At 63.8% G+C, this 13,214-nt stretch carries 14 protein-coding genes; 3 read left to right on the top strand and 11 right to left on the bottom strand.

All coding sequences use genetic code 11. The features are described 5' to 3' along the window. Positions 1 to 23: 23 nt before the first annotated feature. From BMW76_RS09605 to BMW76_RS09635, 7 genes are all read right to left on the bottom strand, one after another. Positions 24 to 638: a class I SAM-dependent methyltransferase gene (locus BMW76_RS09605; protein ID WP_090864890.1), complete on the bottom strand. Its 615-nt coding sequence runs from the start codon at positions 636 to 638 to the stop codon at positions 24 to 26. A 19-nt stretch (positions 639 to 657) separates the two neighbouring features. Further along, positions 658 to 1,860 carry a tryptophan--tRNA ligase gene (locus BMW76_RS09610; RefSeq protein ID WP_090864891.1) on the bottom strand — a complete coding sequence of 401 codons (1,203 nt, stop codon included), beginning with the start codon at positions 1,858 to 1,860 and terminating at the stop codon, positions 658 to 660. Positions 1,861 to 1,869: 9 nt separating this feature from the next. Further along, a complete protein-coding gene (locus BMW76_RS09615; RefSeq protein ID WP_090864892.1) occupies positions 1,870 to 2,532 on the bottom strand; it encodes a site-2 protease family protein in 663 nt (220 codons plus the stop codon). Positions 2,533 to 2,593: 61 nt separating this feature from the next. Continuing rightward, the gene (locus tag BMW76_RS09620) at positions 2,594 to 3,229 is read right to left on the bottom strand and encodes an L-threonylcarbamoyladenylate synthase (RefSeq protein ID WP_090864969.1); all 636 of its coding nucleotides are present in this window, start codon (positions 3,227 to 3,229) and stop codon (positions 2,594 to 2,596) included. Positions 3,230 to 3,309: 80 nt separating this feature from the next. After that, complete coding sequence (locus BMW76_RS09625) at positions 3,310 to 4,140, bottom strand: 3',5'-nucleoside bisphosphate phosphatase (protein WP_090864893.1); 831 nt, start codon at positions 4,138 to 4,140, stop codon at positions 3,310 to 3,312. 88 nt (positions 4,141 to 4,228) lie between these two features. After that, positions 4,229 to 5,125 carry an alpha/beta fold hydrolase gene (locus BMW76_RS09630; protein ID WP_090864894.1) on the bottom strand — a complete coding sequence of 299 codons (897 nt, stop codon included), beginning with the start codon at positions 5,123 to 5,125 and terminating at the stop codon, positions 4,229 to 4,231. Positions 5,126 to 5,211: 86 nt separating this feature from the next. Then, entirely contained in the window at positions 5,212 to 6,066 is an 855-nt protein-coding gene (locus BMW76_RS09635) for a ferritin-like domain-containing protein (protein WP_090864895.1), read from the bottom strand. A 190-nt stretch (positions 6,067 to 6,256) separates the two neighbouring features. Between BMW76_RS09635 and BMW76_RS09640 the strand changes: the two genes are divergently transcribed. From BMW76_RS09640 to BMW76_RS09650, 3 genes are all read left to right on the top strand, one after another. Then, positions 6,257 to 6,781 carry a gamma carbonic anhydrase family protein gene (locus BMW76_RS09640; RefSeq protein WP_090864896.1) on the top strand — a complete coding sequence of 175 codons (525 nt, stop codon included), beginning with the start codon at positions 6,257 to 6,259 and terminating at the stop codon, positions 6,779 to 6,781. Between the two features lie 62 nt (positions 6,782 to 6,843). Continuing rightward, on the top strand, positions 6,844 to 7,794 hold the full coding sequence (hslO, locus tag BMW76_RS09645) for an Hsp33 family molecular chaperone HslO (protein ID WP_090864897.1): 951 nt from the start codon (positions 6,844 to 6,846) through the stop codon (positions 7,792 to 7,794). Positions 7,795 to 7,927: 133 nt separating this feature from the next. Further along, positions 7,928 to 8,317 (top strand): hypothetical protein, encoded by a 390-nt coding sequence (locus tag BMW76_RS09650; RefSeq protein ID WP_090864898.1) that lies wholly within the window; start codon positions 7,928 to 7,930, stop codon positions 8,315 to 8,317. A gap of 146 nt (positions 8,318 to 8,463) precedes the next feature. Here the strand turns inward: BMW76_RS09650 and ftsB are convergent, their stop codons facing one another. From ftsB to BMW76_RS09670, 4 genes are all read right to left on the bottom strand, one after another. After that, positions 8,464 to 8,892 carry a cell division protein FtsB gene (ftsB, locus tag BMW76_RS09655; RefSeq protein ID WP_090864899.1) on the bottom strand — a complete coding sequence of 143 codons (429 nt, stop codon included), beginning with the start codon at positions 8,890 to 8,892 and terminating at the stop codon, positions 8,464 to 8,466. A 168-nt stretch (positions 8,893 to 9,060) separates the two neighbouring features. Further along, positions 9,061 to 10,344: a phosphopyruvate hydratase gene (eno, locus tag BMW76_RS09660; protein ID WP_090864900.1), complete on the bottom strand. Its 1,284-nt coding sequence runs from the start codon at positions 10,342 to 10,344 to the stop codon at positions 9,061 to 9,063. Positions 10,345 to 10,486: 142 nt separating this feature from the next. Further along, a complete protein-coding gene (gene kdsA / locus BMW76_RS09665) occupies positions 10,487 to 11,341 on the bottom strand; it encodes a 3-deoxy-8-phosphooctulonate synthase (protein WP_090864901.1) in 855 nt (284 codons plus the stop codon). Next, complete coding sequence (locus BMW76_RS09670) at positions 11,338 to 12,999, bottom strand: CTP synthase (RefSeq protein ID WP_090864902.1); 1,662 nt, start codon at positions 12,997 to 12,999, stop codon at positions 11,338 to 11,340. Before BMW76_RS09670 ends, kdsA begins: the two co-directional genes overlap by 4 nt. Between the last annotated feature and the right edge of the window lie 215 nt (positions 13,000 to 13,214).

The following is a 13,214-nucleotide window of genomic DNA, read 5'->3' on the forward strand; positions in this document are numbered from 1 at the left end:
CAATAAACTGCGATTGTAGCGGATTAACCGGCCAAATCGTAACGCGGGGGAAGACCCGTATTATCCGTTTTGACCGATCCATCCGGCTCGCGAATCGCGCAGATCCGCTGAATGTAGGCGGGGCGCGGTTCCGCGAGGAAACCGTCCTGAAATGCAACGACACGTAACTGTCCGCGCACGGCGTCGAGCAACTCGCCGGGCGCGAGCAGAAATGCGGGGTTCGACGGCTTGCCGACGGTTTCGTTGCCTTGCGCGAAGGTTTCGTAGATCAGCACGCCGGCGGGCGCCAGCGCGTCCAGCAATCGGGGAAAGAGCGGACGGTGCAGATAGTTGGTCGCGACGACGGCCGCGAAGCGCGCATCGGCAGCAAGCGGCCATGGACCGTTTTCGATGTCGGCGGCGAGCGTCGTAATGCCGCTCATGCCGTCCATCGTGGCCAGCGCGACCTGATCGCGGTCGATGGCCGTGACGAAATGGCCGCGCGACGCGAAAAACCGCGCGTGGCGCCCCGCGCCCGACGCCACGTCGAGCACCGCGCCACCGCCTTCCACCAGATGCGCCCAGCGCTTCACCCAGCGCGACGGCTCGCCGATGGCCACATGGCTCGCGCAACGCACGTCGGGCAGTTCGCCGCTCATCGTCCGTCTGTCGCTGGCATCAGGTGTACGCGAGGCCCATCGCCTCGCGTACGTCGCGCATCGTCTCCGACGCGAAACGGCGCGCCTTGTCGCAGCCGTCGGCGACGATTGCGCGCAACAGGGACGGATCGTCCATGTACTTCTGCGCGCGTTCGAGCATCGGCTGCTGCTCGCGCAGGATGCCCTCGATCACGGGCTGTTTGCATTCGAGGCAGCCGATGCCCGCCGAGCGGCAACCTTTCTGCACCCAGTCGTGCGTGTCCTTGTCGGTGTAGACCTGATGCAGCTGCCACACCGGGCACTTGTCGGGATCGCCCGGATCGGTGCGGCGCACGCGCGCCGGGTCGGTCGGCATCGTGCGGACTTTCTTCGTGATCGTCTCCGCGTCTTCGCGCAGACCGATCGTGTTGCCGTACGACTTCGACATCTTCTGGCCGTCGAGGCCGGGCATCCGCGACGCTTCCGTCAACAGCACCTGCGGCTCGACCAGGATGATCTTGCGCGAGCCTTCGAGATAGCCGAACAGGCGCTCGCGATCACTCATCGACAGGCTCTGCGACTCCTGCAACATCGCGCGCGCCTGTTCGAGCGCTTCGTCGTCGCCTTCCTGCTGATACGCGTTGCGCAGCTCGTGATACAGCTTCGAGCGCTTGCCGCCGAGCTTCTTGGCCGCTTCCATCGCCTTCTCTTCGAAGCCCGGCTCGCGGCCGTACAGATGGTTGAAGCGGCGCGCGATTTCGCGCGTCATTTCGACGTGCGGCACCTGGTCTTCGCCGACGGGCACGAGCGACGCGCGGTACAGCAGAATGTCAGCCGCCATCAGCACGGGATAGCCGAGGAAGCCGTAGGTCGACAGATCCTTGTCCTTCAGCTTCTCGATCTGCTCCTTGTACGTCGGCACGCGTTCGAGCCAGCCGAGCGGCGCGCTCATGCCGAGCAGCAGCGACAGCTCCGCATGCTCGGGCACGCGGCTCTGGATGAAGAGCGTTGCCTGCGCGGGATCGATGCCCGACGCGAGCCAGTCGATCAGCACTTCCCACACGTTCTTTTCGATCACGTCGGGCGTTTCGTAGTGGGTCGTCAGCGCATGCCAGTCGACCACGCAGAAAAAGCACGGATACTCGGACTGCAGACGCACCCAGTTTTTCAGCACGCCGTGATAGTGGCCGAGGTGCAGCGAGCCAGTGGGCCGCATGCCGGAGAAGATACGGTCGGGGTACATGGTTTTGGTTTAGAAAAGCGAAACGAGAGGAGTCAGGATAGCCGTGACGGCTTCATAGCCAATATTCACGAGCGGACGCAGCCAGAAGCGCGTCAACGTTCCCGTCATCACGAGCGCCATCACGATGAAAAAGCCATACGGCTCGAGGCGCGCCAGCATCATCGCCGGACGCACGGGCAGCAGCGCCGTCAGCACGCGCCCGCCGTCGAGCGGCGGCAGCGGAAAGAGATTGAGCACGCCGAGCACGAGATTCACGCCGACGCCCGCAGCCGCCATGCGCGTGAAGAACGGCTCGTCGACATGCATGAGGGCGAGCGACACGCCGAACACGCCCCACACGAGCGCCTGAATGAAGTTGCACATCGGGCCCGCCAGCGCGACCCACAGCGAGCCCCAGCGCGGATTGCGCAGATTGCCGAACGCGACGGGCACGGGCTTCGCGTAGCCGAACATGAATGCGCCGCTCGTGGCGAAGTAAAGCAGCAGCGGAATGAAGATCGTGCCGAGCGGGTCGATGTGCCGCATCGGATTGAACGACACGCGCCCGAGCACGTAAGCGGTGTTGTCGCCGAGCATGCGCGCGACGTAGCCGTGCGCGGCCTCGTGCAGCGTGATCGCGAAAATCACGGGCAGCGCATAGACGACGATGGTCTGTATCAGGGAGGAATCCATATTGCTCTATTGTAACAACGCCGCCTTGCGGCCCTGTCGGCTTTCGCTCATGTCACCACGATCAGGCCGTCTCTTCGAGACCGAATGGCGCGAGCGAGCCGCGGCCCGCACGCACCAGCACGGGCTCCTCGCCCGTCAGGTCGATGACCGTCGAAGGCTCGCACGGACACGCGCCGCCGTCGATCACCAGATCGAGCTGTTTTTCGAGCCTTTCGCGAATTTCCTCCGGATCGTTCAGCGGCTGCGTTTCGCCCGGCATCACCAGCGTCGAGCCGAGCAGCGGCTGACCGAGTTCTTCGAGTATCGAAAGCGTGATCGCGTGGTCCGGAACGCGCAGGCCGATCGTCTTGCGCGACGGATGCGACAGGCGGCGCGGCACTTCCTTGGTCGCCTGCAGCACGAACACGTAGGGGCCGGGCGTCACCGATTTGATCAGACGGTATTGGCGGTTGTCGACGATCGCGAAGTTCGCCAGCTCGGACAGATCGCGCACGAGCAACGACAGCAGCTGCCGTTCATCGATGCCGCGGATGCGCCGCACGCGGTCGACGGCGTTCTTGTTGTCGAGCTGGCACGCGAGCGCGTAGCTCGAATCGGTCGGCAGCGCGACCACGCCGCCGCCTTCGATTATCTGGGCCGCCTGCTTGATCAGACGCGGCTGCGGATTGTCCGGATGAAGCCGAAAGTATTGGGACATGATGTCGGTCAGGAAGTCGGGGAACAGCGACAGCGCATCCACGCAGCGCCCGTGCCCGCGCGCCGGCGCGAATTCAGAGCTTACAGCCAACGTTCCCAGACTGGCTTCAGATCGGACGGCAGCGGCGGCAGGCTGCCCAGTTCGACGCGGCCTTCACCCGCCGCATGGAAATCGGACCCGCGCGACGCTTCGAAGCCGAAGCGACGGGCGACGTCCGCGTATTCGCGGTATTGATCGGGCGTGTGGCTGCCCGTGACGACTTCGATCGCCTTGCCGCCGAGATCGATGAATTCGGCGTACAACGCGTCGAATTCGGTCGGCGTGTACGGGTAGCGTCCCGGATGCGCGATCACCGCTTCGCCGCCCGCAGCCTTGATCCACCTGACCGCGTCGGCGAGCTTCGACCAGCGATGCGGCACGTAGCCCGGCTTGCCTTCGCCGAGAAAACGCGAGAACACGTCCTGCGTATCCTTCGCGTAGCCCTGCTCGACCATGAAGCGCGCGAAATGCGTGCGCGAGATCATGTCGGGATTCGATACGTATTTCAGCGCACCTTCATACGCATTGGGAATGCCGAGCGTAGCCAGCTGCTCGCCGATCGCTTCGGCCCGCGCCGAGCGGCCGTTGCGCGTGCGATAGAGCCCGTCGAGCAGCTCCTTGCAGGCGGGATCGACATGCAGCCCAACGATGTGAATCGTGCGCGACGCCCAGGTGACTGAAATCTCGACGCCGTCCAGATACCGCATGCCGAGCGCCTCGGCCGCCTCGCGCGCCTCCACCTGGCCGCCCACCTCGTCGTGATCGGTCAGCGCCCACAGCGTCACGCCGCCCGCATGCGCGCGGCGCGCGACTTCGGCGGGCGCAAAGGCGCCGTCGGACACAGTGGAATGGCAATGCAAGTCGGCGTTCATCGTCGTCTGGATAAGCTGAACGTCTCATTCTACTGCAAGGCAGTAAGCAAACGCAGAGGAATCGCCGGCCCGATGCGAGGCATGCGCGCTAGGCGCAAAAGCCTTCGATCAATGCAGCGACCTGCTCGGGCTGATCGTGATGAACCATGTGGCCCGCTTCGTCGATGAACGCTTCGCGCCAGTCGGCAAACGCGCCGAAGCGCGCCTTGAATTCATCGAGCGGAATATTGCCCGCCAGCATCGCGAGCGTCGGCGATGCCGTCGCTTCGACATGCAGCACCTTTGCGCGCACGTTCGCCCAGACGGCCATCACTTCGTCGAGCCGGTACAGCATCGGTCCGCGGATCTTATGCGCGGGATCGGCGAGCAGCACGTAGCCGCCCTTGCCATCCGGCTTCGACCAGTGCTGCGCGAGAAAGCGCGCGCGCCGCGGGTCCAGCCGCGCGTTGGTCTTGATGAGGCGCGCGGCGACGTCGTCGAGCGTCGCGTACGGGCGCAGCGACGGCGGCTCGCGTAATTCGTCGAGCCACGACGCGAGACGGCGGGGCAGTTGCGACGGCTTCGACGGCGCGAGCCCGAACCCTTCCAGATCGACCACGCGCCGCACCCGCTCCGGCCGCACGCCCGCATACAGACACACGACGTTCGCGCCCATGCTGTGCCCGACGAGGTTCACTTCGCCCGTCGGCGCGTAGTGGTCGAGCAGCGCCTCGAGGTCCGCCAGATATTCCTGGAACCAGTAGTGACCGCCGCCCTTCTCCGCGACGGGCCAGTCGGACAGCCCGAAACCACGCGCATCGGGCGCGATCACCTGCCAGTCGCCGGCGAGCGCATCGACGACGAACTGAAACGATGCGGCGACATCCATCCAGCCATGCAGCATGAAGAGCGTCGGTGCGTCGGGGTTGCCCCAGCGGCGCACGTGCAGGCGCACGCTGCGCACGGTGACGAATTCGGAAACGGAAGGATTCAAAGGGCTGTCCATGGCGCGGCTTAAAAAGAATGGTCGTTCGATTATATCGAGATAGCGACGCCGCCGCGCGTGGCCGCGTGGAAGGCTGCGTCAGTCGCTTAGTCGTCCGCGCGCCGCGGCGCGTCAAGGCCGGCGAGCGCCGCCAGTTCCTCCTCTTCAAAGCCGGCGCTGCGCCGCGCTTCGAAATTGAACGGTCCGCGCAGTTTCGGCGCGCGATATTCATCCGACAGACGCAGATAGGTCTGATGTGCATCGATGCCCGCCTCGTCGCACAGATGGCGGAACCAGCGGTTGCCGATCAGCACATGACCGATTTCGTCGCGCAGGATCACGTCCAGAATCGCCGCCGACGCATGATCGCCCGCCTGATGCAGCCGCGCACGGATCGGCGGCGACGCATCGAGCCCGCGCGCCTCCAGCGTGCGCGGCACGAGCGCCATGCGGGCGAGCACGTCGTCGCGCGTGCGCTCGCACATGTCCCAGAGGCCGTCGTGCGCCGGAAAGTCGCCGTACGCGTGGCCGAACTCCGCAAGCCTCGCGGACAACAGCGAAAAGTGATGCGCTTCCTCCGACGCAACCTTCATCCAGTCGACGTAGAACGCCTCCGGCATGCCACTGAAGCGCCACACTGCGTCGAGCGCCAGATTAATCGCGTTGAACTCGATATGCGCGAGCGCGTGCAGCAGCACCGCGCGCCCTTCCGGCGACTGCATGCTGCGCCGCCCGAGCTTGCGCGGCTCGACGAGTTCGGGACGCGCGGGACGCCCCGGCAGCCCGTCCGGCTCATCCAGCACCCGTTCCGGCGACACGGCCGCCGTCCCGCCGTGCACGCGCGCATAGAGGGCCTGCGCCGCCGCTGCCTTCGTCGCGGGCACGCGCTCGCCCAGCACGGCCAAGGCTTCGGCACGGGCGCAAATGGAGACATCCGAACGGGGAAAATCGGGGAAATGCATGGTGCCTTACGTAGCGATACGTGAAAAAAGAAGCCAGCGCTGCTGCAACGGCTCGCGGCACGCGGGCTTATTGCACAACCGTTTACAATACGCGATCCGACCATGCAGCGCGGGATGCCGCCATCCGCGCAACGTGCCGCGCCGGCCGCCGATGAGCGGCGGCAAGGCCTCCGACGACCGAGGAGACACTGTGGCAATCTACAAGCTGGGCGACGCCGCCCCGACCATTCACGAGAGCGTGTTCGTCGCAGACACGGCGACCATCATCGGCAAGGTAACGGTCGAAGAAAACGCGAGCGTCTGGTTCGGCGCATCGATCCGCGGCGACAACGAGCCGATCACCATCGGCACAGGCACCAACATTCAGGAAGGCGCCGTGCTTCACGCCGATCCAGGCTTTCCGCTGACGCTCGAAGCGAACGTGACGGTCGGTCATCAGGCTATGTTGCACGGCTGCACGGTCAAGGAAGGCGCGTTGATCGGCATCCAGGCTGTGGTCTTGAACGGAGCCGTGATCGGCCGCAATTGTCTGGTCGGAGCGGGCGCCGTCATTACCGAAGGCAAGGTTTTTCCCGACAATTCTCTGATTCTCGGTGCGCCCGCAAAGGTCGTCCGAGAATTGACTGAAGCAGATATCAAAGGCCTGCAGCGCATCGCCGATAATTACGTCGAGCGCAGGGACTATTTCAAGGCGCAACTCGTCCGCATCGGCTAAGACCGGCGGCACGACGCGTCAAGCGCGGCCTTCCCGCCGCGCGGTTCGATCGAGGAAAAGTTGTGAGTGATCAGTTGCAAAAATTCATGTTCAGCGCGGCGCCCGTTCGCGGCGAGATCGTTTCGCTGGCCAATACGTGGCAGGAAGTGCTGACGCGCAGGAGCTACCCCGCGCCCGTGCGGAACATGCTAGGCGAAATGATGGCCGCGTGCGCGCTGCTGTCGGCGAATCTGAAATTCGACGGCACGCTGATCATGCAGATTTTCGGCGACGGCCCCGTGAAGATGCTCGTCGTGCAATGCAACTCGGACCTGTCGATGCGCGCGACAGCGAAGTTCGCCGGCGACGCCGCGTACACGATCACCGACGATCTCACGCTCGTCGATCTCGTCAACGCAGGCGGCCATGGCCGCTGCGTGATCACGCTCGACCCGAAGAGCAAGGCGCCCGGCCAGCAGCCGTATCAGGGCATCGTACCGCTGTCGGGCGAAGACGGGCCGCTGAAGTCGATGGCGGAAGTGCTCGAGCACTACATGCATCACTCGGAGCAGCTCGATACGCGTCTGTGGCTCGCGGCCAACGACCAGCGCGCGGTGGGAATGCTGCTGCAGAAGCTGCCCGGCGACGGCGGCATCGTCCCGCATCCCAGCGAAATCGACGCCGATACGTGGAATCGTCTCTGCACGCTCGGCGGCACGCTGTCGACGGACGAACTGCTGAGCGAAGAACCGACCACGCTGTTCCGGCGCCTGTTCTGGCAGGAGAACGTCCAGCATTTCGAGCCGGCGAGAACGCGCTTCGAGTGCACGTGCTCGCGCGAAAAAGTCGGCCGCATGCTGAAGATGCTGGGGCGCGAGGAAGTGGACAGCGTGATCGAAGAGCGCGGTCACGTCGAGATCCACTGCGAGTTCTGCAATCAGCGGTATGAGTTCGACCCCGTCGACGTGGCGCAACTTTTCGTCGCCGCCGGGCTCTCACAAGGTGTGGCGCCGGCCGCTGACCAGCGGCATTGAGCCGGAACAGACTGCGTCGCCATGAGCCGCCCCCGCCGGCGGGCGGCGCAGTATCATCGGACATTGACGGTTGCCTGATTGCTGATTGCACTGACAGCCGAATTGCTTAGGCATCCGATCGATGGAGGTCCAAATGAAAATCCTTGCCCTGTTACGCGTCACTCTTCCAGCCCGGGTGTGTACGCTCACGCTCGTTGCCGGCGCTGCCGCCTTGTCCGGCTGCATGATGGACCCGCCCGGTCCGTCGCCGATATACAGCCGCTTGCCCGCCGACCAGTCGGGCATCGCCGCGACCGCGCATCCGCTCACGCCCGAGGAGCGCGCGCGTTACGACGCAATCGACAAGCAGGTGATGGTCGAGCAAAACGAGGCAATGGCCGCCGATGCAGCCGCACAGGCCTGGTCGCGCTACGCCGCGCCGCCTGTCACCGTCTATGGCAGCTACTCCAGCGGCGGCTGGGGACATGGCTGGGGCACGGGCATCGGCTATGGATATGCACCGGGCTGGGGTTGGGGCTGGTAATACGCCCTTGAATCGCTGCTTGCATGAACGGACGCCGCCCGGCTCGTTCGAACGGCACGCACGATGAAAAACAAAAGGCGCGGCTCATGATGAACCGCGCCTTTTCGTTGCAAGCGCACTGGCTTCTCGCCACACCGCGTCAGACATCAACCCGGCTTCTTCTCCTTCGCATCCTTTTTCGAGTGCTTGCGATCCGGCTTCGCGCGCGATTCCGGGTTCGGCACCACGCGCAACGGCGCGCCCGTGATCTGCCCACGCGTCGACGTATTCGATTGCGCGGCACTCGAAGCGGACAGCGGCGCGTTCGGCGACACGAACTGCACGAACACTTCGCTGTCCTTCACCATGCCCATCTCGTAGCGGGCGCGTTCTTCAACGGCAGCCGAGCCGTTCTGCAGATCCTGCACTTCGCCTTGAATGCGCTCGTTGCGCGTCTTCTCGTCGGCGTTCTTTTTCAGTTGCTGAGCGAGTTCCTGTTGCAGCTCGTGAACGCGCAGCCAACCGCCATGGCCCCACCACAGCGGATATTGGATCAGCACCAGCAGGACGAGCAGAACGACGGTGACGAGCCGCATGAATTGAATTGCAGGGTGGAATACGCGCCGCCCTGCGCTGTACGCAGGGCGGCAAAGGTGAATCAGTAGCGAAGCATAACCGTTTTAACGGTTATTGAGACAAATTGTTGACGGCAAGCGTCACTCTCGCGCGCCGATCTGCCTCGAAGGTTGCCCGTCGGGCGTCGTTCAACGCAGGTTGTAGAACGCCGACTTGCCCGGGTAGCTGGCGATATCGCCCAGGTCTTCCTCGATGCGCAGCAGCTGGTTGTACTTCGAGATACGGTCGCTGCGCGACAGCGAGCCCGTCTTGATCTGACCGGCGTTCAGGCCGACGGCGATGTCCGCGATCGTCGAATCTTCCGTTTCGCCCGAACGGTGCGAGATCACAGCCGTGTAGCCCGCGCGCTTGGCCATTTCGATTGCCGCGAAGGTTTCCGTCAGCGTGCCGATCTGGTTGATCTTGATCAGGATCGAATTCGCGATGCCCTTCTCGATGCCTTCCTTCAGGATGCGCGTGTTCGTCACGAACAGGTCGTCGCCGACCAGCTGGATCTTCTTGCCGAGCTTGTCGGTGAGCAGCTTCCAGCCTTCCCAGTCGCCTTCGTGCATGCCGTCTTCGATCGAGACGATCGGGAACTTGTCGGCGAGCGTGGCCAGGTAGTCCGTGAATTCCGCCGACGACAGCTGCAGCCCTTCACCCGCCAGCTGATACTTGCCGTCGTGGTAGAACTCGCTTGCCGCGCAGTCGAGCGCGAGCAGCACGTCTTCACCGGCGCGGTAGCCGGCCTTTTCGATCGCCTGCAGGATCGTCGACAGGCACTCGTCGTTGCTGCCGAAGTTCGGCGCAAAGCCGCCTTCGTCGCCGACGGCCGTGCTCATGCCGCGATCCGACAGGATCTTCTTCAGCGCGTGGAACACTTCGGCGCCGCAGCGCAGCGCTTCGCGGAAAGTCGGCTGGCTGACGGGGACGATCATGAATTCCTGGATGTCCAGGCTGTTGTTCGCGTGCGCGCCGCCGTTGACGATGTTCATCATCGGGACGGGCAACTGCATTGCGCCCGAGCCGCCGAAGTAGCGGTACAGCGGCAGGCCGGCTTCTTCAGCCGCGGCCTTCGCGACGGCCATCGACACGGCCAGCATCGCGTTCGCACCCAGACGCGACTTGTTATCGGTGCCGTCCAGCTCCAGCAGCGTCTTGTCGAGGAAAGCCTGCTCGGAAGCGTCGAGACCCATGATCGCTTCGGAGATTTCGGTGTTGATATGCTCGACGGCCTTCAGCACGCCCTTGCCGCTGTAGCGGCCGGTTTCGCCGTCGCGCAGCTCGATCGCTTCGCGCGAGCCCGTCGATGCGCCCGAAGGAACGGCCGCGCGGCCCATCGTGCCCGATTCGAGCAGCACGTCGCATTCGACGGTGGGGTTGCCTCGCGAATCGAGAATCTCGCGACCGATGATATCTACGATAGCACTCATGGTTTCCTCTGAAATAACGATGAATTCTTAAGGTGAGACGTCCGGTTCACTTGGACTGCTCGCGTCCGGACGCGTTCGACGACCATCGGGTTGGTGCGCGCGGGCCACGCCGGATGACGGCGTCGCTCGCCGCGTCCGCGCATCAGTTGAAATCGCTCTCGAGGAACGGCGTGCGCTTCACGGCCTGATCGAGCGTCAGCAGCGTCTCGAGCAGATCGGCCATGCGATGCAGCGGCACGGCATTGGGGCCGTCCGACTTCGCTTCGGCCGGCCTCGGATGAGTTTCCATGAACAGGCCCGCGATACCCGTCGCGACAGCGGCGCGCGCCAGAACGGGGACGAACTCGCGCTGGCCGCCCGAACTCGTGCCCTGCCCGCCCGGCAGTTGCACCGAATGCGTCGCGTCGAAGACGACGGGCGCGCCCGTTTCGCGCATGATCGCGAGCGAGCGCATGTCCGACACGAGGTTGTTATAGCCGAACGACACGCCGCGCTCGCACGCCATGAAGCGGTCTTCCGACAGACCGGCTTCACGCGCCGCATCGCGCGCCTTGTCGATCACGTTCTTCATGTCGTGCGGCGCGAGAAACTGGCCCTTCTTGATGTTAACGGGCTTGCCCGAACGCGCACACGCATGGATGAAGTCGGTCTGACGGCACAGGAACGCGGGCGTTTGCAGCACGTCGACCACCGATGCGACCGGGCCGATTTCTTCTTCCGTGTGAACATCGGTCAGAACGGGCACGTCGAGCTGACGCTTCACTTCGGACAGAATGCGCAAGCCCTCATCCATTCCAAGACCGCGAAACGACTTGCCGCTGCTGCGATTGGCCTTGTCGTAAGAGGACTTGTAGATGAACGGAATCTTCAGCTTCGCACAGATTTCCTTCAGCTTGCCGGCCGTGTCGATCGTCATCTGTTCGGATTCGACGACACAGGTGCCCGCGATCAGGAAAAACGGCTTGTCGAGGCCGATTTCGAAATCGCCCAGTTTCATACTTTCTCCTCGACGGCCGCTTCGCGATGCGCGCGCGCCGCTTCGACGAATGCCTTGAAGAGCGGATGGCCGTCGCGCGGCGTCGACGTGAATTCAGGGTGGAACTGGACACCGACGAACCACGGGTGCATCGAACGCGGCAGTTCCATCATTTCCGGCAGATCTTCGCTCGGGGTACGGGCGCTGATGATAAGGCCGCCGCCTTCGAGCTGGGGCACGTAGCGGTTATTGACCTCATAACGGTGACGGTGGCGCTCGTTCACGTCCTTGCCGTAGATCTCTTCGGCCATCGTGCCGGGCTTGATCGGGCAGCGCTGCGAACCGAGGCGCATCGTACCGCCCAGATCGGATTCTTCCGTACGCTTCTCAACCTTGCCTTCGCGGTCGTACCACTCGGTGATCAGCGCGACCACGCGATGCGGCGTAGCCGGATCGAATTCCGTGCTATTCGCATCCTTCAGGCTCACGACATCGCGCGCGAATTCGATCACGGCGAGCTGCATGCCGAGGCAGATGCCGAGGTACGGCACCTTCGCCTCGCGCGCATAGCGGATCGCCTTGATCTTGCCTTCGGTGCCGCGACGGCCGAAGCCGCCCGGCACGAGCACGGCATCCAGATGCCTGAGGCCGTCGACGCCGTTTTCTTCCAGCTCCTCGGAGTCGATGTATTCGATGTTGACCTTCGTCGACGTGTGGATCGACGCATGGCGCAGCGCTTCGATCAGCGACTTGTACGACTCCGTCAGTTCGACATACTTGCCGACCATGCCGATCGTCACTTCGCTCTTCGGGTTCTCCAGCTTCTCGACCATTTCCGACCAGATCGACAGATCCGCCGGCTTCGCCGTCAGCTTCAGCTCTTCGCAGATCAGCTCGTCGAGGCCCTGGTCGTGCAGCATCTGCGGAATCTTGTAGATGCTGTCGACGTCCCACACCGAGATCACGGCGTCTTCCGGCACGTTCGAGAACATCGAGATCTTCGCGCGCTCGTCGTCGGGAATGCGACGGTCGGCGCGGCACAGCAGCACGTTCGGATAGATACCGATTTCGCGCAGCTTTTGCACGCTGTGCTGCGTGGGCTTGGTTTTCAGTTCGCCCGCGGTGGCGATGAACGGAACCAGCGTCAGGTGCACGAAGCATGCGCTGTTGCGGCCGAGGCGCAGGCTCATCTGACGCGCGGCTTCGAGGAACGGCAGCGATTCGATATCGCCGACCGTGCCGCCCACTTCGACGATCGCGACGTCCGGTTCGCCGCACGTCGCGGATGCCGCGCCGCGCTCGACGAATGCCTGGATTTCGTTCGTGATGTGAGGGATGACCTGAACCGTCTTGCCGAGATAGTCACCGCGGCGTTCCTTGCGGATCACCGATTCGTAGATCTGGCCCGTCGTGAAATTATTGGCCTTGCGCATCTTCGTGCTGATGAAGCGCTCGTAGTGGCCGAGGTCGAGGTCCGTCTCAGCGCCGTCTTCCGTCACGAACACTTCGCCGTGCTGAAACGGGCTCATCGTGCCGGGGTCGACGTTGATGTAGGGATCTAGCTTGAGGAGGGTGACTTTCAGACCGCGCGATTCGAGGATCGCGGCGAGGGAAGCGGCGGCAATACCCTTGCCGAGGGAAGAAACTACGCCGCCGGTGACGAAAACATATTTGGTCATCGCTGGATGCTCGCGGGAAAAACGGATTATACCCGAACGTGCCGTTTCAGCCCAGTCTGAGCCGGGGCCCTCGCGCCGATCGAACGTGCTTTTTGACGCATCCGCGGCATCGTTCCCGATGTGCGGATTGGGACTTCGCGCTTCGTCCGCTTTCTGGTTTTTTCTTGCATCTTTCGTGAGCCTGCCGCGAGGTGTTTCAGCAACGCTCGACAAGC

The sequence above is a fragment of the Paraburkholderia diazotrophica genome, from assembly GCF_900108945.1.
Classification (GTDB): Bacteria; Pseudomonadota; Gammaproteobacteria; order Burkholderiales; family Burkholderiaceae; genus Paraburkholderia; species Paraburkholderia diazotrophica.